Here is an 18,614-nt window from a genome sequence, read left to right on the forward strand (position 1 = left end):
CCCGATTCATGAACGGGCTGCATGCGCGGCTCAGCACGTTTTCGCGCCCGGCGACGGCCTTTGTCTCGCAGCCCGAACCGCGCACCATCGGCGGGTTTGCGCGCGGCAAGCAGCTGATTTCCGGCAACTTCCTGTTTGCGGGCTATCTGGTCGAGGCGCCCGGCGCGCTGATCTGGGACCTGCCCATGCCCAGCGAGATGTTCGAGGAGGAATTGCACGGCTTCGTCTGGCTGGACGACCTGGCGGCAGTGGGCGATGCGGCGGCGCGCAAGCGGGCGCAGGACTGGGTGCTGGACTGGATCGACCGGCACGGCCAGGGCGGCGGGCCGGGATGGTCGCCCGACCTGACCGGGCGGCGTCTGATCCGCTGGATCAACCACGCGCTGTTCCTGCTGCATGGGCAGGACAAGGTGTTTTCCGATGCCTATTTCCGCTCGCTCGCGCAACAGACCAAGTTCCTGAGCCGTCGGTGGAAGACCGCCGCCGCCGGCCTGCCCCGGTTCGAGGCGCTGACCGGCCTGATCTATGCCGGGCTTTCGCTGACCGGGATGAGCCGCCATGTCGCCCCGGCGGTCAAGTCGCTGGCACAGGAATGCCGCGATCAGATCGATGACGAGGGCGGCATCCCCACCCGCAACCCCGAAGAGTTGTTGGAGGTGTTCACGCTGCTGACCTGGGCGGCCTCGGCCCTGTCGGATCAGGGACAGGCGGCGCCGGCCGATCACATCGCGGCCATCGAACGCATCGCGCCGACCTTGCGCACCCTGCGCCACGCCGATGGCGGGCTGGCGCGGTTCCACGGTGGCGGGCGCGGGCTGGAGGGGCGGCTGGACCACGCGCTGGCCAATGCGGGCGTGCGTGCCAGCACCAATTCCGGCCTGTCGATGGGCTTTGCCCGGCTGTCGGCCAACCGCACATCGGTGATCACCGACGCCGCCGTGCCCCCCAAGGGACAGGCATCGTTCAACGGTCATGCCTCGACCCTGGCGTTCGAGCTGACATCGGGGCGCCGGCCGATGATCGTCAATTGCGGCTCGGGACAGTCCTTTGGCCAGGAATGGCGCCGCGCGGGCCGGGCGACGCAATCGCATTCGACCCTGTCGATCGACGGCTATTCCTCGGCCCGGCTGGGGGCCAAGACGCTGATCCGGGGCCACCAGCGCGAATTGCTGGTCGATGCCCCGCGCCAGGTCGGCGCGCAGCAGATCGCCGATCACGACGAAACCAGCCTGATCGCGTGGCATGACGGCTATGTCGCCACGCACGGGCTGACCCATGCGCGGCGGCTGGCGCTCAGCTTCGATGGCCGCGTGCTGGAGGGAGAGGATACGCTGGGCGCGTTTTCCCACACCGACCGGGCGATCTTTGATCGGGCGATGGACAAATCCCGGCTGCAAGGCGTGCCCTTTGCGGTGCGGTTCCACCTGCACCCGGATGTGGACGCCACCGTCGACATGGGGGGCGCGGCGGTCTCGCTGGTGCTGAAAAGCGGCGAGATCTGGGTCTTTCGCCATGCGGGCAGCGTGCATATGGACCTGGTGCCAAGCGTTTACCTGGAAAAGGGCCGGCTGAAACCGCGCGCGTCCAAGCAGATCGTGCTGTCGGCGCGGGCGCTCGACTATGCCAGCCAGGTCAATTGGACCCTTGCAAAGGCGCAGGAAACCCCGCAAGGGGTGCGCGACCTTGTGGTGGACGCCGAACCGCTGCCTGACTGAAACTGACATAGGACCCGAATTCATGACCGATCTCGTGCCCCTGCGCCGCGCGCTTCTTTCCGTATCCGACAAGACGGGGCTGATCGATTTTGCCCGGTCGCTCGATGCGCGCGGGGTCGAGCTTTTGTCGACGGGCGGAACCGCCAAGGCATTGCGCGAGGCCGGGCTGAGCGTGCGGGACGTGGCCGATGTGACCGGCTTCCCCGAGATGATGGATGGCCGGGTCAAGACGCTGCACCCCAAGGTGCATGGCGGTCTGCTGGCGCTGCGCGACAATGAAGAGCATCTGGCCGCGATGAAGACCCACCAGATCGATGCGATCGACCTGTTGGTGGTGAACCTGTATCCGTTCGAGGAAACCGTCGCCAAGGGCGCTGATTATGACACCTGTGTCGAAAACATCGACATCGGCGGTCCGGCGATGATCCGCGCGGCGGCCAAGAACCACGGTTTCGTCACCACCATCGTCGACGTGCAGGATTACGATGCCCTGCTGGCCGAGCTGAACGCCAACGACGACACCACGACCATGGGCTTCCGCCAGAAGATGGCGCAGATCGCCTATGCCCGCACGGCGGCCTATGACGCGGCAGTCAGCACCTGGATGGCCGGCGCCATTGGCGCGGCGACCCCGCGCCGCCTTGCCTTTGCCGGGACGTTGAAACAGACCCTGCGCTATGGCGAGAACAGCCACCAGGGCGCGGCCTTCTACACCGATGGCAGCAACCGCCCGGGCGTGGCCACCGCGCGCCAGCTTCAGGGCAAGGAGCTGTCTTACAACAACATCAACGACACCGATGCCGCGTTCGAGCTGGTGGCCGAATTCGACCCCGCCGAAACCGCCGCTGTCGCCATCATCAAGCACGCCAACCCCTGCGGTGTGGCCAAGGGCGCGACCCTGGCCGAGGCCTATCAAAAGGCATTCGATTGCGACCGCACATCGGCCTTTGGCGGGATCGTGGCGCTGAACCAGCCGCTGGATCTGGAAACCGCGCAGAAGATCACCGAGATCTTTACCGAGGTCGTGATCGCACCGGGCGCATCGGACGAGGCCATCGCCGCCTTTGCCGCGAAAAAGAACCTGCGCCTGCTGCTGACCGACGCGCTGCCCGATACCCGCGCGCCGCTGACCGCGTTCAAACAGGTCGCAGGCGGGCTTTTGGTGCAGGACAAGGATGTGGGCTATATCGGTCTGGATGACCTGAAGGTCGTGACCAAGAAAGCGCCGACGCCGGAACAGATGGACGACCTGCTGTTCGCGTGGAAGGTCGCCAAGCACGTGAAATCCAACGCCATCGTCTATGTCCGCGATCACGCCACTGTGGGCGTCGGCGCGGGCCAGATGAGCCGCGTGGACAGCGCCAATGTGGCGGCGGCCAAGGCCGAGCGTATGGCCGCCGAACTGGGCCTGCCCGAAAGCCTGGCCAAGGGGTCGGCCGTGGCGTCGGATGCGTTCTTCCCCTTCCCCGACGGGCTGCTGGAAGCGGCCGCCGCCGGTGCCACCTGCGTGATCCAGCCGGGCGGGTCGATGCGCGACAACGAAGTGATCGCCGCCGCGGACGAGGCTGGCCTTGCCATGGTCTTTACCGGCATGCGCCATTTCCGGCACTGATCCTATGCGCCTTCTGGCCCTGACAGCGTTTCTGGTCTTCGTGGTCGATCAGGCCACGAAATACGCCGTGGTCTTTGCCATGGATTTGCAGAACCGGCTGGCCATCGATGTGTGGCCGCCTTTCCTGAATTTCCGCATGGCGTGGAACCGGGGCGTGAATTTCGGCCTGTTCTCGGGCCAAAGTGACGCGGCGCGCTGGGTGCTGATCGGCCTGGCCTTTGCGATCTGCGCCTTCGTGCTGGTCTGGGTCCGGCGCGAGCCGCCGCGTGCAGCACTTTTTGCCAGCGCGGGCGTGCTGATCGGCGGGGCGCTGGGCAATGTGGTCGACCGGGTTCTTTACGGCGCGGTGGCGGATTTCCTGAACATGTCGTGCTGCGGGTTCCACAACCCCTATTCCTATAATGTGGCCGATATCGCCGTCTTTGCCGGCGCGTTCGGGCTGATCCTGTTTTCGGGCGGCAACAAGACCGCGTGACGTCCCCCGATCCATCGGTTATGAAGGCAGGAAATCGGGTGAAGGAGGCTGGGATGCGGCCGGTGCGAATTCTGTTTTTGATCGGTCTGGCAGGGCTTGTTGGCCTGTCGGCATGTTCGCGCGGCGACAAGCAGCCCGAGCTGATGAACATCCGCAAGACCGACCGCACGCCGGACGAATTCGCCATTCTGCCGGGCAAGCCGCTGACCCTGCCACAGGATATGGCCGCGCTGCCCGACCCGACGCCGGGCGGTGCCAACCGCACCGATCCCACGCCCGAAGCCGATGCGATCGCCGCACTTGGCGGCAATGGCGCGCAGACCGTGCGCGATGGCGGCGTGGCGCGATCGGACGCAAGCCTGGTGAACCATACCGGGCGTTTCGGCGTGTCGGGCACCATTCGCCAGCAAGTGGCGGCCGAGGATCTGGAATACCGCCGCGAAAATGACGGCCGCCTGCTGGAACGCGTGTTCAACGTGAATGTCTATCACAAGGCCTATCGCGAACAGGCGCTGGACCAGCATGCGGAACTGGAACGCTGGCGCCGGGCCGGGGCCAAGACGCCCGCCGCGCCGCCCGAAACCCTGCCCGAGGAAAACTGACGCGATTGTCACATCCGCGTTGGTATGACTTGAAGCCATCGCCACTTGGCGTAGCTTATCCCGGGAAACGAACCGGAGGATTCTTTGCCAATGCGCCTTGCCGGACTGTTTAGCGCCCTGTTCCTGCTGTGCGGCCTGACCGCGCGGGCCGATCAGGTCACCGATTTCACCCTGGATAACGGCATGGAGGTCGTGGTGATCGAAGATCACCGCGCGCCGGTCGTGGTGCAGATGGTCTGGTACCGGGCCGGTGCCGCCGACGAACCGGCGGGCAAGTCGGGCATCGCGCATTTCCTGGAACACCTGATGTTCAAGGGGACCGAGGCCTTTCCCGACGGCGCCCTGTCGGATCTGGTCGAGGCGAATGGCGGGTCGGACAATGCCTTCACCTCTTGGGATTACACCGCCTATTACCAGCGTGTCGCCGCCGACCGGCTGGAGCTGATGATGCAGCTTGAATCCGACCGCATGACCGGGCTGATCCTGTCGGAAGAAGATGTCCGGACCGAACGCGAGGTCATCAAGGAAGAGCGCAACCAGCGGACCGAGAACGAGCCCGGCGCGCTGTTTTCCGAACAGCGTATGGCCGCGCAATACCTCAACCACCCCTATGGCGTGCCGATCATCGGCTGGAAGCACGAGATGTCCACCCTGTCGCGGCAGGACGCGTTCGACTTCTATCGCGCGCATTACGCGCCCAATAACGCGGTGCTGATCGTGGCGGGCGATGTGACGCCCCAGGATGTGCGCGCGCTGGCCGACAAGTACTACGGCGCGATCCCCGCCGATCCGGACCTGAAGCCGCGCACCCGCCCCGAAGAACCCCCGCAACTGGCAGAACGGCGCCTGCAATTCGCCGATCCGCGGGTGGCGCAACCCTATGTTCTGCGCACCTATCTGGCGCCGGAACGCGACCCGGGCGATCAGAAACGCGCCGCCGCGCTGGTGTTCCTGGCCGATCTGCTGGGCGGCAGCGGCACGACCTCGGTCCTGGCGCAGAAGTTGCAATTCGACACGCAGGTCGCGGTCTATAGCTCGGCCTTTTACAGCCCGCTTTCGGTGGACGATTCCACCTTTGGCCTGGTCGTGGTGCCCGCCGCCGGTGTGACCCTGCAACAGGCCGAGGATGCGCTGGACACCGCAATCGAGGGCTTCATGGCCGATGGCGTCGACATGGAACTGTTCGAAACGCTGAAGATGCAGACACGGGCGGCGTCGATCTATGACCGGGACGACATTCAGGGGCTGGCGCGCCGCTATGGGGCGGCGCTGGCCTCGGGGCTGTCGGTCGAAGATGTACAATCCTGGCCCGATATCCTGCAGGCAGTCACGCCCGAGGATGTGATGGCCGCCGCGGCCGAAGTGTTCGACCGCCGCCGCGCGGTGACAGGCTGGCTGATGCGCGACGACGCGCCAGAGGAGGTGACCCAATGACCCGCTTCATCGCCCTGATCGCCGCCTGGATCTGCCTGAGCCTGCCGCTGCGGGCCGAGGTCGACATACAGGAGGTCACCTCGCCCGGCGGGTTCACAGCCTGGCTGGTGGAATCCCATGACATCCCCTTCACCGCGCTGGAAATCCGCTTCAGGGGCGGCGCCAGTCTGGATGCACCGGGCAAGCGTGGCGCCATCAACCTGATGACCGGGCTGATCGAGGAAGGCGCGGGCGACATGGATGCGCGCGCCTTTGCCGCCGCGCGTGACGCGCTGGCCGCCAGTTTCCGCTTTGACGTGCACAACGATGCGCTCAGCGTTTCGGCGCGGTTCCTGACCGAAAACCGGGACGAGGCCGTCGCGCTGCTGCGGCAGGCGCTGGTCGATCCGCGCTTTGACCAGGATGCGGTGGACCGGGTCCGCGCGCAGGTGCTGAGCGGAATTCAATCCGACGACAAGGACCCCGACACCATCGCCAGTCGCACGATCCGGCGCATGGCCTTTGGCGATCACCCCTATGGCAGCGATCTTGAGGGGACCGCCGAAAGCGTCACCGCCCTGACGCGCGATGACATTGTCGACGCCCGCGCGCGGGTGATGGCGCAGGATCGCGTCTATGTCTCGGCCGTGGGGGATATCGACGCCGAAACGCTGGGGCAGGTGATGGACCAGCTTCTGGGCGATCTGCCGGAAACCGGCGCCGACCTGCCGCCCAAGCCCGAATACGGGCTGTCGGGCGGGCTGACCGTGGTGGATTTCGACACGCCGCAATCGGTGGCGGTGTTCGGGCATCAGGGCATCGAACGTCACGACCCGGATTTCTTCGCCGCCTATGTCCTGAACGAGGTTCTGGGCGGCGGCGGCTTCGGCTCGCGCCTGATGGAAGAGGTCCGCGAGAAGCGCGGCCTGACCTATGGCGTCTATTCCTATCTGATGTCGCTGGATCAGGCGAATATGGTCATGGGGCGCGTGGCCTCGGCCAATGACCGGATTTCCGAGGCGATCCAGGTCATCGGCGACGAATGGGCCAAGGCCGCGACAGACGGCGTGACTCAGGAAGAGCTGGACGCGGTCAAGACCTATCTGACCGGCGCCTATCCGCTGCGCTTCGACGGCAATGCGCCGATTGCCAACATCATGGTCGGCATGCAGATGGAAGAGCTGGGCATCGACTATATCGCCACCCGCAACGACAAGGTGAACGCCGTCACGCTGGACGATATCAAGCGCGTCGCGGCCCGAATTCTGGACCCCGAGGCGCTGCATTTCGTCGTCGTCGGGCAGCCTGCGGGGCTGAACGCCGGGAACTGAGCACACTGGTCGAATCGGGGGGCGGCATGCTATCCCTTGTGGGATGAATACGCCCAACCCCAAAATAAGCGCTGAACGCCCTGTCATCCGGCAACTGGACGAGGCCGCGATCAACCGCATCGCGGCGGGAGAGGTCGTGGAGCGCCCGGCCTCGGCCGTGAAAGAGCTGGTGGAAAACGCGCTGGATGCCGGGGCGCGGCGGATTTCGGTCGATATCGCCGATGGTGGCAAGACGCTGATCCGGGTGACCGACGATGGCCACGGCATCGCGGCCGAGGATCTGCCGCTGGCGCTGTCACGCCACGCCACGTCCAAGATCGACGGATCGGACCTGTTGGACATCCACACATTCGGTTTCCGGGGCGAGGCATTGCCGAGCCTTGGCGCGGTGGGGCGGCTGACCATCACATCGCGCGCGGGGGGCGATGCGGCGCAGATCACCGTCGCGGGCGGGCAGGTTGCGCCGGTCAAACCCGCCGCGCTGGCCCGTGGCACCGTGGTCGAGCTGCGCGATCTGTTCTTTGCCACGCCCGCGCGGCTGAAATTCATGCGCTCCGACCGGGCCGAGGCACAGGCGATTTCCGATGTGGTCAAACGGCTTGCCATGGCCGAGCCGCATGTGGGCTTCACCCTGCGCGATGTGACCGGCGGGGGCGAGGGGCGCGTGTCCTTCCGCGCCGATCCCGAGACCGGCGATCTGTTCGATGCGCTGCACGGGCGGCTGGGCCGGATCCTGGGCACGGAATTTGCGGAAAACGCGCTGCCCATCGACGCGGCGCGCGACGGCCTGCACCTGACCGGCTATGCCGCCTTGCCGACCTATTCGCGCGGGGCGGCGGTGGCGCAGTACCTGTTCGTCAATGGCCGCCCGGTGCGCGACAAGCTGTTGGTGGGGGCGCTGCGCGGGGCCTATGCCGATTTCCTGTCGCGCGACCGGCATCCGGTCGTGGCGCTGTTCCTGCATTGCGATCCGCATCTGGTCGATGTGAACGTGCACCCGGCGAAGTCCGAGGTCCGGTTCCGCGATCCGGGCATCGCGCGCGGGCTGATCGTGTCGGCGCTGCGCCATGCGCTGGCGGGGGCGGGGCATCGCGCGTCGACCACCGTGGCGGGCGCGACGCTGGGCGCGTTCCGGCCCGAGGCCGCATCTGAACCGCGCGTTTATCAGATGGACCGCCCATCGCTTGGGGCTATGCGCACGGCTTATGCCGCGCAGGCGCCCGTGCCGCTGACCCCCGGCTTCGCCGAGGCCGCGCAGCCGTCGGCCCGGGTCGAGGATGTGGTCGAGCCCGTGGCCGAAGACCGCGACCTGCCGCTGGGCGCCGCACGCGCGCAGGTGCACGAGAATTACATCATCGCCCAAACCGCCGACGGGATGGTGATCGTCGACCAGCACGCGGCGCATGAGCGGCTGGTCTATGAGAAACTCAAACGTCAGATGGCGGAAAACGGCGTGGCGGCGCAGGCGCTGCTGATCCCGGAAATCGTCGAGCTGTCATCGGGTGATTGCGCGCGGTTGCTGGAACGCGCGGATGACCTGGCGCGGCTGGGGCTGGTGATCGAACCCTTTGGCGGCGATGCGGTTGCGGTGCGCGAGACCCCGGCCATTTTGGGCGAGGTCAATGCCGGCAACCTGCTGCGCGATGTGCTGGACGAGCTGGACGATCTGGGCGACAGCCAGATCGTGCAGGACAAGATCGAGGCGATCCTGTCCCGCGTGGCCTGTCATGGCTCGATCCGCTCGGGCCGCCGGATGCGCGCGGACGAGATGAATGCGCTGCTGCGCGAGATGGAGGCGACGCCCCATTCCGGCCAGTGCAATCACGGGCGGCCGACCTATGTGGAACTGAGACTCAGCGATATCGAAAGGCTGTTCGGGAGAAGTTGAATGAGATTTGAAGCGCCCAACGGAGAGTACTGGGAACCGAAGCTTAAGGACGGAGCGTTCTGGGTGCAGGTGCCGGTTGAAAGCGAAGCGCTACTTCGATGGATGATATTGCAGGGATATTCAGTTCGTTGCGAGAAAAATTCTGGAGGTGATTTCAACTTGAAGAAACTGCAAGGCCTCAAGGAGACTCCGTGATCCAGATTGGCGGGCAGACTTACCACCTTAGTGATCCACTGGTGCTTATAGTACTCGTAGGGAGCGGAATCTCGTTACTGGTACTGATCCTGCTGGTGATGGCCGTGGTGCGGGCGGGCCGGGCGTCGAAAATGACCGAGCCGCTGATTTACCAGATGAACCAGCTGGGCCAACGGGTGCAGATGCTGTCGGACGGGCAGCAGCAGCTGGCCGGTGGCCTGACCCATGTGTCCGAGGCGCAGGCCGCCAGCCAGACCAACATGCTGAAGCTGATGGAAACGCGCCTGCAGACCGTGACCGAGCAGATGAACGTGAACCTGCAGGGATCCGCGCAACGCACGGCGAAATCCCTGGGCGAATTGCAGCAGCGGCTTCAGACCATCGACAAGGCGCAGGCGAACATCGAGAAGCTTTCGGGCGATGTGCTGTCGTTGCAGGACATCCTGTCCAACAAGCAGACCCGTGGCGCGTTCGGGGAAATCCAGCTGAACGACATCGTGCACAAGGCGCTGCCGCGCGACAGCTATACGATGCAGGCGACGCTGTCGAACGGCAAGCGGGCCGATTGCCTGATCCACCTGCCGAACCCGCCGGGGCCGATTGCCATCGACAGCAAGTTCCCGCTGGAACCCTATGAGGCGCTGCGCAATGCCCAGAACGACTGGGAGCTGAACGAGGCCGCGCGCGCCCTGCGCACGGCGGTCAAGACGCATATCAAGGCGATCTCCGAGAAATACATCCTGGACGGTGAAACCGCCGATGGGGCGTTGATGTTCCTGCCGTCCGAGGCGGTCTATGCCGAGCTGCACGCTAATTTCCCCGAACTGGTGCGCGAAGGCTTCGCGGCGCGGGTCTGGATCGTGTCGCCCACCACCTGCATGGCGACGCTGAACACGATGCGCGCGATCCTGAAAGACGCGCGGATGCGCGAACAGGCCGGGGCGATCCGCAAGGAGCTGAGCGCGCTTTTCGCCGATGTCGACCGGCTGGGCACGCGGGTGGAGAACCTGGACCGGCATTTCCATCAGGCGTCCAAGGATATTTCCGAGATCAAGATCTCGGCCGAAAAGGCCGGGCGCCGGGCCAAGCGGCTGGACAATTTCGATTTCGAGGAACTGGCCCCCGACGAGCCACCGGCACAGGTCGTGACGCTGCCCGGGCGCGACTAGAACAGCGCTTGCAACTTGCCGCGCTTGGCCGGAAACTGTGTGCAAAGACCGGAGGATCCTCATGCTGGAAATCAGCCCGCGCAAAGTCGTGCATATCGTGTTTCAGTCGCGCGAAAAGAAAATGGCCGAGGCCGAGCTGCATGCGTTCATCGACGCGCTGAACGACGACGAAAAGGTCAGCCTGGTGGCGCTGGCCTGGATCGGGCGCGAGACCTATGAGCCCGAGGAACTGGACGAGGCGATCGCGACCGCCCGGGCCGAGGCGACGACGCCCACCGCCGATTACCTGATGAACATGCCGCTGCTGGCCGATTATCTGGAAGACGGGCTGGACAAGCTGGGCATTTCGCCCACGGACGAGGAAGAGGATTTCCTGTAACCGCTCAGCCCGCCAGGTGATCGCGGACCAGCATGTGCTGGGCCAGCGTTTCGGTATGACCGAGCCAGGCGCGCACCAGTTTCGGATCGGACGGGGCGCTGTGGACCCCCGCCGGGATCTGGTGGGCCAGAACGGCCTCGACCCCTTGGGACACCGTGCCCGACACCAGCCGCGCCATGGCAGAGCCGCGCGCGTCGCCCCAGGCATCCAGCACATAGGTCTTGTCATAGACCGCGCGCCCACCGCGCAGCGCGCGCAGGCCGACGCACAGCACCACGCGGTCGGGTTCGTCCGGGGCATAGGCGTTTTCCGCCCACAGGCGATCTGACAGATCCTGTAACGCGGTTTCGGCGCCGGGCTCGTCCTCTAGCGTGGTCAGCGTGTCGACGATGTCCGACCACGCATCGGCCCAACCATTCAGCCGCAGCGTGCCACGGGCGAAATTGCGCACCGGCCAGCCCGGTTCGAACCCGTATTCCGGCAGATAGGGCAGCGAGTCGCGGTTGGGATAGACCTCGAACCGTTCGGGCTGTGGCAGCGGCGCGATATAGTCCGATACCGCGTCCCACGGGTGTTTCACTTCCAGCGTGACATGATTGCGGATCGACCGGGATGGGCTGTTCAGCGCCTTGAGCACACCCAGCGGCGACCAGCTGAATTTATATCGCAGCGCGTTGGGATATTTCGGGATGCCGCCGCAATAGGACAGGAAATCATATTCATTGGCCGGGTCGAACCGGCCCGAGGCGCGGTAATCGGCCATCAGCCAATGCGCCATCAGGTGATCGATCCCCGGGTCCAGACCGACCTCGGCCAGCAGGGTACTGCCGGCATCGCGCGCGGCGGCGTCCAGCGCGCGCAGTTCGGGCGCGATATAGCTGGAACAGACGAAATGCGCGCCCTTTTCCACCGCCAGCTGCGCCAGCATCAGGTGCAGATGCGGGGGCAGCATCGACACCAGCACGTCGCCCGGCGCGGTCGCATCGGCCAGCGCGTCGATGTCAAAGGTTCGGATCCGGTCGGTCAGATCGCCCACGGCGGCCTGCGCCGCCGCAACCGGCAGGTTCCACACCGTCAGGTCGTGGCCCGCCGCGATCAGCCGCCGCAGCCCCGGCCCCGATGACAACCCCGTGCCGCACCAATGTATCGCCATCCGGCCTGTCCCCTTCGTGCCCGTTCAGGCCCAGCTTACATCGCCCAGAAAGATATAGCCCGCCCCATAGATCGTCTTGATCAGGCGCGGGTTTTTCGGGTCCTCGCCCAGCTTCGTGCGCAGGCGCGAGATCCGCACATCCATCGCCCGGTCGAAGCTTTCACCGGCGGTGCCGCCCAGGGTTTCCTGCATCTGCTGGCGCGACACAAGTCGCTTGGGGCTGGTCAGGAACAGGCGCAGCACCTCGCCCTCGGCCTGTGAAAACGGCACGTCGCGGCCATCGGGGGCGGTCAGCACGAAGCGGTCGAAATGCGCGGTCCAGCCTTCGAACTGCGCCCGGTCCGAGGCCTGGCCGCTGCTGCGCGGTTTGCGCAGCCGGGCGCGCACGCGGGCCACGACCTCGACCGGGTCGAAGGGCTTGATGATATAGTCGTCGGCGCCCAGCTCCAGCCCGGTCACGCGGTCATGTACCTGTGCCCGGCCCGAGATGATGATGATCGCCGCGCCCGATTCCAGCGCCAGACGATGCACCAGCGCCAGCCCATCCTTGTCCGGCAAGCCCAGATCGACCAGGCACAGATCGGGGGCCGCATGGGTCAGCGCGGCCTCGAATTCAGTCGCGCGGGCATAGCACGAGGTGCGGAAGCCGGCCTCGCCCAACGCTTCGGACAGCATCAGGCGGATCTGCGGTTCATCGTCCAGAATGGCGACATGGGGTTGGCTCATGCGGCGGTGTCCTGATGGGCCAGAAATCCGGTCAGGCGATCGGGGCCAAAGGGCTTGGCGATCACCGGAAAGCCCGCCTGTGCGCGGCGGGGGTCGGTGGCGGGCAGCGATGTCATCAGCCGCAGGTCGGCGGTGATACCCGCGGCGGCGAACCCGCGCAAAAGCTGGGTGCCGGTGCGCCCGCCGCCCAGCAGGATGTCCGACAGGATCAGGCTGACCTCGGGCAGATGCGCCAGGGCCTCGGCCTCTTCGGCGGTGGCGGCCTCGACCACCGCATGGCCCAGATCGCGCAGCATGTCGCGGACATTGGCGCGGATCTCGTCATTGTCGTCGATCAGCAGCACCAGCTGCGGTGACAGCGCAGGCGGGGCGGGCCGCAAGGGCAGGCGCAGCAGCACGCGCGCGCCAATGGCGGTGTTGTGCAGCGACATGCGTCCGCCGGCCAGCTTGATCAGGTCATAGACCATCGACAGGCCCAGGCCCGATCCCTCGCCGCCCTTGGTGGTGAAGAACGGGTTCAGCGCGCGCTCCAGCGCCTCGTCGCTGAAGCCGGGGCCGGTGTCGGTGATCATGAATTCGATCCAGGTGTCGCCGATCGGCTGCGCCATGACGGTGATGCGGCCCGGCGCACCGCCCATCGCGTCCTTGGCGTTCAGGATCAGGTTCAACAGCGAATCCCGCAGCCCGCCGGGATCCAGCATCAGCGGGCTGGGCATCGGCGCGACATCCAGAACCAGCCGGGTGTTTTCCGGCAAGGTGGGTGTCACCATGGTGCGCAGCTCGTCCAGGAACCGGTTCAGATCGGTGGCGACCGGCGTCCATTCGCGGCCCACGGTCATGGTGGCGATCCGGTCCAGCAGCACGCCACCGCGATGGGCGGCGGCACTGGTCGCGGCGACCATCTCGGCGGCCTCGCCCTCGGGCACCACACGCGACAGGCGGCTTTGCAGGCCAAGGATGATCGTCAGCAGGTTGGCGAAATCATGGGCCAGGCCATTGGTCATCTGGGCCGCGACCTCGCGCCGGTGCACCTGTCCCAGCGCGGCGCGGGCCTGGGCCTCTTCGGTCACGTCCATCGACAGGATATAGACGCCGTTCACCTGCGCATCCGCACCCAGATCGGGGGTCAGCGCGGTGCGGATGCGGCGGCCGCTGTCATCGTCGGTGAATTCCACCACGCTGGCCTCGCCATCCAGCGCGCGGTTGGTATGCGCGGCCAGCTTGTCATAGACGCCCTCGCCCAGTGCCTCGCGCATGCTGAGCCCGACGATATCGGCGGGCCGTCCGGGCATCACCCGGGGCAGGCGCCGGTTGGAATAGGTGTAATGCTGGTCGGGATCGACATGGGCGATATGGGCCGGCATCATTTCGGTGACCAGACGCGTGCGCGCCTCGATCTCGGTCAGCTGGCGCTTGGCCTCTTCCAGGGCGGTGTTGGTGGCGGCCAGCGCGCGGTTGGTCTGGGACAGCTCTTCGGCATGGGCCAGAACCTGATCCGACAGCTCTTCGGAGCGCGTGCGCAACAGGCGTTCCTGCCGCTTGATATTGGTGATGTCGGTATAAACGGTGACCCAGCCGCCCTGGGGCAGGGGGCTGCCCTCGACCGCGATGGTGTGGCCGTTGGCGCGGTTGCGCTCCATGTAATGCGGCGCGAACGTGCGGGCCTGATCGATCTTTTGCTGCACGAAATCCTCGGGGTCGTCGACATCGCCATATTCGCCGCGGTCGACCAGAAAGCGGATCGTGTCGCCAAAGGTCGCCCCGGGGGCGGTCAGATGCGGTGGCAGGTCGAACATCTCGCGGAAGCGGCGGTTGGCGACGGCCAGTTTCAGGTCGCTGTCATAGATCGACAACGCCTGCTGGATCAGGTTCAGCCCGGCTTCGGTCAGACGGGCGCGGTCCTTTGCCGACTGGGACATGGCGGCACCTCCTCACCCTAGGGCTAGCACCCCGCCGGGGGCACGAAAAGCCCCGCCGCGCGCATTGTAAGAATTCGTAAGGATTGGGAAATGATCAGGAAAAAATTGACCATTAGCCAGATTGTGTCACGTAATGTGGACACCGGGATTCGCGCCAAAAGCGAACGGTGTTGCCGGTCCGCCGGCAGTGGGAGGAGATACTTTGGCATTCGATTCACCGCCTGTGGGCGATCTGCAGTCTATGCCTGCGCTGTTGGCCAGGAACGTCAGGAAATTCGGGGCGCGTCCGGCCTATCGCGAGAAGGAATTCGGGATCTGGCAAAGCTGGACCTGGATCGAGACCGCAGAGGAAATTCGCGCCATGGCGCTGGGGCTGCTGGCGCTTGGGCTGGAACGTGGCGACCATGTTGCCGTCATCGGCCGCAACCGGCCCGCGCATTACTGGTCGATGGTGGCCGTGCAGATGTGCGGGGCCGTACCCGTGCCGCTTTACCAGGACGCGGTCGCCGAAGAGATGGCCTATGTGCTGGACCATTGCGGCGCGCGCTTCGTGATCTGCGGCGATCAGGAGCAGGTCGACAAGGTGATCGAGGTGCAGGAGCACATCCACCATATCGATCAGGTGATCTATACCGACAAGCGCGGTATGCGGAAATACGACCACGGCCACCTGAACTGGCTGCATGACATCCAGGCCGAAGGCCGCGCCGGCCACACCCGCTTCGACGAGGAACTGGATCGCCGCATCGCCGAGTTGGATTACGACAGCACCTGCGTGATGCTTTACACCAGTGGCACGACCGGCAAGCCCAAGGGCGTGGTGCTGTCGAACCGCAATATCATCGAGACCTCGAAAAACTCGGCCACCTTCGATCACCTGAAGGAGCGCGAGGAAATCCTGGCCTATCTGCCGATGGCTTGGGTGGGCGACTTCATCTTCTCCATGGGTCAGGCGTTCTGGTCGGGCTTCTGCGTGAACTGCCCCGAAAGCCCCGACACGATGATGACCGACCTGCGCGAGATCGGGCCGACCTATTACTTCGCCCCGCCGCGGATTTTCGAGACCCAGCTGACCAGTGTCATGATCCGGATGGAGGACGCGGGCAAGTTCAAGAAGCGCCTGTTCGACAAATACATGGCCGTGGCCCGCCGCGTCGGCCCGGCGATCCTGGACGGCAAGCCGGTCAGCGGGATGGACAAGTTCCGCTATTGGCTGGGCAATATCTTCGTTTATGGCCCACTGAAGAACACGCTGGGCTTCAGCCGGGTGCGTGTGGGCTATACTGCGGGCGAGGCGATCGGCCCCGAGATCTTCGATTTCTATCGCTCTTTGGGCATCAACCTGAAACAGCTTTACGGCCAGACCGAGGCGTCGGTTTTCATCACCCAGCAACCCGATGGCCAGGTGCGGTCCGATACCGTGGGCGTGCCCAGCCCCGGGGTCGAGGTCAAGATCGGCGACAATGGTGAGGTCTTCTATCGCAGCCCCGGCACGTTCGAGGAATATTACAAGAACCCCGACAGCACCGCCGATACAAAGGATGCCGAAGGCTGGGTTGCCACCGGCGATGCGGGTTTCTTCGAGGAAGATACCGGCCATCTGCGGATCATCGACCGCGCCAAGGATGTGGGCAAGATGGCCGATGGCAGCATGTTCGCGCCCAAATATGTCGAGAACAAGCTGAAGTTCTATCCCGATATCCTTGAGGCCGTGGTGCTGGGCAATGGCCGCGACCGCTGCACCGCCTTCATCAATATCGACCTGACAGCGGTCGGCAACTGGGCCGAGCGGAACAACATCGCCTATGCGTCCTATCAGGAACTGGCCGGGCATCCGCGCGTGCTGGACACGATCCGCTCCCATGTCGAAGAGGTCAACAAATCCGTCGCGTTGGACCCGATGCTGTCGGGTTGCCAGATCCACCGCTTTCTTGTGCTGCACAAGGAGCTGGATGCCGACGATGGCGAACTGACCCGCACCCGCAAGGTGCGCCGCAACATCATCGCCGAGAAATACGATGACCTGATCGCCGCGCTTTACGATGGCTCGGAAACCGTCAGCACCGAGACCGAGGTGACATATGAGGACGGCCGCAAGGGCAGCATCAAGGCCACACTGACCCTGGTCGATGCCGTGGTGCAGCCGGTGGCAGACAAGAGGATGGCGGCGGAATGAACGACATGTCCCAGGGCAATTACACCACCGCCGACGGCCGCAAGATCGGCAGCGTGCTGATGGAGATGAAGAACATCACCCTGCGCTTCGGCGGCGTGGTGGCGATCAAGGATATCAGCTTCGACATCCACGAGGGCGAGATCCGCGCGATCATCGGGCCGAACGGCGCCGGCAAGTCGTCGATGCTGAACGTGATCTCGGGCTTTTATGTGCCCAGCGAGGGCGAGGTCTGGTTCCGGGGTGCCAAACGCCCGCAGATGCGCCCCTATCAGGTGGCACAGCAGGGCATCGCGCGCACGTTCCAGAACATCGCCCTGTTCAAGGGGATGAGCACGCTGGACAACATCATGACCGGCCGCATGACGATGATGAAATCGGGCATGGCGGCGCAGGCGATGTGGTGGGGCAAGGCCGAGCGCGAGGAAAGCGAACACCGCGAGGCGGTCGAGAAGATCATCGATTTCCTGGAAATTCAGGCGATCCGCAAGACGCCGGTCGGGCGCCTGCCCTATGGCCTGCAAAAGCGGGTGGAACTGGGCCGTGCGCTGGCCGCCGAGCCCAAGCTTTTGCTGCTGGACGAACCGATGGCGGGCATGAATGTCGAGGAAAAAGAGGACATGTCGCGCTTTATCCTCGATGTGAACGACGAATTCGGCACCACGATTGCGCTGATTGAACACGACATGGGCGTGGTGATGGACCTGTCCGACCGGGTGGTCGTGATGGACTACGGCAAGAAGATCGGCGACGGCACACCCGACGAGGTGCGCAACAACCAGGAGGTCATCGATGCCTATCTGGGGGTCAGCCATGACTGAGCATAACCGGCACGCAGCCGACAATAACCGTATGGCGGAACATGGGGGACGCGGGCATGCCTGATCAGTTGCTTTTCGCGATGGAGGTCACGCTGAACGGCCTGATGGCCGGGGTGCTTTATGCGCTGGTGGCGCTGGGCTTTGTGCTGATCTTCAAGGCCTCGGGCATCTTCAACTATGCCCAAGGGGTGCTGGCGCTGTTCGCGGCGCTGACGCTGGTCGGCCTGCAAGAGGGGCAGATCCCCTTTGCCCACCTGATCAACGCGATCTTCGGGACCGAGGTGCACCATTTCGGCTGGCATCTGCCCGGTATCGTGGCCATCGCGCTGACCGTCGGGGTGATGGTTCTGCTGGCCATCGCGATCGAGAGGTTCATCCTCAAGCACCTGGTCAACCAGGAACCGATCATCCTGTTCATGGCGACCATCGGTCTGGCCTATTTCCTGGAAGGGTTGGGCGACATCATGTGGGGGTCGGACATCAAGAAACTGGATGTCGGCCTGCCGCAGGGGATTTCCGATACCATCGATGCCACCACCGCCAACTGGTTCGGCTATGGGTTCTTCATCGACCGTCTGGACATCGTGGCGACGGTCATCGCGGCATTGCTGGTGATCAGCCTGACGCTGTTCAGCCAGTATTCGAAACAGGGCCGGGCGCTGCGCGCCGTGGCCGACGACCATCAGGCAGCGCTTTCGGTCGGGATTTCGCTGCGCTTCATCTGGGTTCTGGTCTGGTCCATCGCGGGGTTTGTCGCGCTGGTCGCCGGGATCATGTGGGGCACGAAATCCGGCGTTCAGTTTTCGCTCTCGCTGATCGCGCTGAAAGCGTTGCCTGTGTTGATGCTGGGGGGCTTCACATCGATCCCGGGCGCCATTGTCGGCGGGCTGATCATCGGCGTGGGCGAGAAGCTGTTCGAGTTTGCCATCGGCCCGATGGTGGGCGGCGCGACCGAGAACTGGTTCGCTTATGTGCTGGCGCTCTTGTTCTTGGTGTTCCGGCCGCAGGGGCTGTTCGGCGAAAAGATCATCGAGCGGGTGTGA

16 protein-coding genes are annotated in these 18,614 nt (G+C 64.9%); 13 read left to right on the top strand and 3 right to left on the bottom strand.

From position 1 onward, the window contains the following. Nucleotides 1-8 precede the first annotated feature (8 nt). From CLM60_RS01345 to CLM60_RS01390, 10 genes are all read left to right on the top strand, one after another. The gene (locus CLM60_RS01345; protein WP_095587473.1) at nucleotides 9-1,715 is read left to right on the top strand and encodes a heparinase II/III family protein; all 1,707 of its coding nucleotides are present in this window, start codon (nucleotides 9-11) and stop codon (nucleotides 1,713-1,715) included. 22 nt (nucleotides 1,716-1,737) lie between these two features. Further along, entirely contained in the window at nucleotides 1,738-3,327 is a 1,590-nt protein-coding gene (gene purH / locus CLM60_RS01350; protein ID WP_095587474.1) for a bifunctional phosphoribosylaminoimidazolecarboxamide formyltransferase/IMP cyclohydrolase, read from the top strand. Between the two features lie 4 nt (nucleotides 3,328-3,331). Next, nucleotides 3,332-3,802: a signal peptidase II gene (gene lspA, locus CLM60_RS01355; protein ID WP_095587475.1), complete on the top strand. Its 471-nt coding sequence runs from the start codon at nucleotides 3,332-3,334 to the stop codon at nucleotides 3,800-3,802. 53 nt (nucleotides 3,803-3,855) lie between these two features. Further along, complete coding sequence (locus CLM60_RS01360; RefSeq protein WP_095587476.1) at nucleotides 3,856-4,404, top strand: DUF3035 domain-containing protein; 549 nt, start codon at nucleotides 3,856-3,858, stop codon at nucleotides 4,402-4,404. 90 nt (nucleotides 4,405-4,494) lie between these two features. After that, nucleotides 4,495-5,838 carry a M16 family metallopeptidase gene (locus CLM60_RS01365; protein ID WP_095587477.1) on the top strand — a complete coding sequence of 448 codons (1,344 nt, stop codon included), beginning with the start codon at nucleotides 4,495-4,497 and terminating at the stop codon, nucleotides 5,836-5,838. Then, on the top strand, nucleotides 5,835-7,148 hold the full coding sequence (locus CLM60_RS01370; protein WP_095587478.1) for a M16 family metallopeptidase: 1,314 nt from the start codon (nucleotides 5,835-5,837) through the stop codon (nucleotides 7,146-7,148). The genes CLM60_RS01365 and CLM60_RS01370 overlap by 4 nt, the downstream gene beginning before the upstream one ends. Before the next feature lie 43 nt (nucleotides 7,149-7,191). After that, nucleotides 7,192-9,036 carry a DNA mismatch repair endonuclease MutL gene (gene mutL / locus CLM60_RS01375; protein WP_095587479.1) on the top strand — a complete coding sequence of 615 codons (1,845 nt, stop codon included), beginning with the start codon at nucleotides 7,192-7,194 and terminating at the stop codon, nucleotides 9,034-9,036. Next, complete coding sequence (locus CLM60_RS01380) at nucleotides 9,037-9,231, top strand: hypothetical protein (RefSeq protein WP_095587480.1); 195 nt, start codon at nucleotides 9,037-9,039, stop codon at nucleotides 9,229-9,231. Next, complete coding sequence (locus tag CLM60_RS01385; protein WP_095587481.1) at nucleotides 9,228-10,400, top strand: DNA recombination protein RmuC; 1,173 nt, start codon at nucleotides 9,228-9,230, stop codon at nucleotides 10,398-10,400. The genes CLM60_RS01380 and CLM60_RS01385 overlap by 4 nt, the downstream gene beginning before the upstream one ends. A gap of 61 nt (nucleotides 10,401-10,461) precedes the next feature. Next, on the top strand, nucleotides 10,462-10,779 hold the full coding sequence (locus CLM60_RS01390; RefSeq protein ID WP_095587482.1) for a DUF3775 domain-containing protein: 318 nt from the start codon (nucleotides 10,462-10,464) through the stop codon (nucleotides 10,777-10,779). Nucleotides 10,780-10,783: 4 nt separating this feature from the next. Here CLM60_RS01390 and CLM60_RS01395 read toward each other — a convergent pair whose 3' ends face one another. From CLM60_RS01395 to CLM60_RS01405, 3 genes are read right to left on the bottom strand one after another with little or no spacing between them, the layout of a single operon-like run. After that, nucleotides 10,784-11,932, bottom strand: coding sequence for a saccharopine dehydrogenase C-terminal domain-containing protein (locus tag CLM60_RS01395; protein WP_095587483.1), 1,149 nt, complete (start codon nucleotides 11,930-11,932; stop codon nucleotides 10,784-10,786). Nucleotides 11,933-11,956: 24 nt separating this feature from the next. Further along, nucleotides 11,957-12,658, bottom strand: a complete 702-nt coding sequence (locus CLM60_RS01400) for a response regulator transcription factor (protein WP_095587484.1) — start codon at nucleotides 12,656-12,658, stop codon at nucleotides 11,957-11,959. Continuing rightward, nucleotides 12,655-14,577: a hybrid sensor histidine kinase/response regulator gene (locus CLM60_RS01405; protein ID WP_095587485.1), complete on the bottom strand. Its 1,923-nt coding sequence runs from the start codon at nucleotides 14,575-14,577 to the stop codon at nucleotides 12,655-12,657. The genes CLM60_RS01400 and CLM60_RS01405 overlap by 4 nt, the downstream gene beginning before the upstream one ends. Before the next feature lie 241 nt (nucleotides 14,578-14,818). On the opposite strand from CLM60_RS01405, the gene CLM60_RS01410 reads away from it, so the two are divergent. Genes CLM60_RS01410 through CLM60_RS01420 form a run of 3 tightly spaced genes read left to right on the top strand, consistent with a single transcriptional unit; the run spans nucleotide 14,819 to nucleotide 18,614 of the window. Then, nucleotides 14,819-16,753 carry an AMP-binding protein gene (locus CLM60_RS01410; protein WP_095587486.1) on the top strand — a complete coding sequence of 645 codons (1,935 nt, stop codon included), beginning with the start codon at nucleotides 14,819-14,821 and terminating at the stop codon, nucleotides 16,751-16,753. Continuing rightward, complete coding sequence (locus CLM60_RS01415; RefSeq protein ID WP_095587487.1) at nucleotides 16,750-17,571, top strand: ABC transporter ATP-binding protein; 822 nt, start codon at nucleotides 16,750-16,752, stop codon at nucleotides 17,569-17,571. The genes CLM60_RS01410 and CLM60_RS01415 overlap by 4 nt, the downstream gene beginning before the upstream one ends. A 56-nt stretch (nucleotides 17,572-17,627) precedes the next feature. Further along, complete coding sequence (locus tag CLM60_RS01420) at nucleotides 17,628-18,614, top strand: branched-chain amino acid ABC transporter permease (RefSeq protein WP_095587513.1); 987 nt, start codon at nucleotides 17,628-17,630, stop codon at nucleotides 18,612-18,614.

The organism is Actibacterium ureilyticum (assembly GCF_002285435.1).
GTDB classification, from domain to species: domain Bacteria; phylum Pseudomonadota; class Alphaproteobacteria; order Rhodobacterales; family Rhodobacteraceae; genus Actibacterium_C; species Actibacterium_C ureilyticum.

What these genes read in the sequence shown, in the direction of transcription:
- CLM60_RS01370 (WP_095587478.1), top strand. Translation starts at nt 5,835, where the DNA reads ATGACCCGCTTCATCGCCCTGATCGCCGCCTGGATCTGCCTGAGCCTG.
- CLM60_RS01360 (WP_095587476.1), top strand. Translation starts at nt 3,856, where the DNA reads ATGCGGCCGGTGCGAATTCTGTTTTTGATCGGTCTGGCAGGGCTTGTT.
- CLM60_RS01390 (WP_095587482.1), top strand. Translation starts at nt 10,462, where the DNA reads ATGCTGGAAATCAGCCCGCGCAAAGTCGTGCATATCGTGTTTCAGTCG.
- CLM60_RS01345 (WP_095587473.1), top strand. Translation starts at nt 9, where the DNA reads ATGAACGGGCTGCATGCGCGGCTCAGCACGTTTTCGCGCCCGGCGACG.
- CLM60_RS01405 (WP_095587485.1), bottom strand. Translation starts at nt 14,577, where the DNA reads ATGTCCCAGTCGGCAAAGGACCGCGCCCGTCTGACCGAAGCCGGGCTG.
- mutL (WP_095587479.1), top strand. Translation starts at nt 7,192, where the DNA reads ATGAATACGCCCAACCCCAAAATAAGCGCTGAACGCCCTGTCATCCGG.
- CLM60_RS01365 (WP_095587477.1), top strand. Translation starts at nt 4,495, where the DNA reads ATGCGCCTTGCCGGACTGTTTAGCGCCCTGTTCCTGCTGTGCGGCCTG.
- CLM60_RS01415 (WP_095587487.1), top strand. Translation starts at nt 16,750, where the DNA reads ATGAACGACATGTCCCAGGGCAATTACACCACCGCCGACGGCCGCAAG.
- CLM60_RS01410 (WP_095587486.1), top strand. Translation starts at nt 14,819, where the DNA reads ATGCCTGCGCTGTTGGCCAGGAACGTCAGGAAATTCGGGGCGCGTCCG.
- CLM60_RS01420 (WP_095587513.1), top strand. Translation starts at nt 17,628, where the DNA reads ATGCCTGATCAGTTGCTTTTCGCGATGGAGGTCACGCTGAACGGCCTG.
- CLM60_RS01400 (WP_095587484.1), bottom strand. Translation starts at nt 12,658, where the DNA reads ATGAGCCAACCCCATGTCGCCATTCTGGACGATGAACCGCAGATCCGC.
- lspA (WP_095587475.1), top strand. Translation starts at nt 3,332, where the DNA reads ATGCGCCTTCTGGCCCTGACAGCGTTTCTGGTCTTCGTGGTCGATCAG.
- CLM60_RS01395 (WP_095587483.1), bottom strand. Translation starts at nt 11,932, where the DNA reads ATGGCGATACATTGGTGCGGCACGGGGTTGTCATCGGGGCCGGGGCTG.
- CLM60_RS01380 (WP_095587480.1), top strand. Translation starts at nt 9,037, where the DNA reads ATGAGATTTGAAGCGCCCAACGGAGAGTACTGGGAACCGAAGCTTAAG.
- purH (WP_095587474.1), top strand. Translation starts at nt 1,738, where the DNA reads ATGACCGATCTCGTGCCCCTGCGCCGCGCGCTTCTTTCCGTATCCGAC.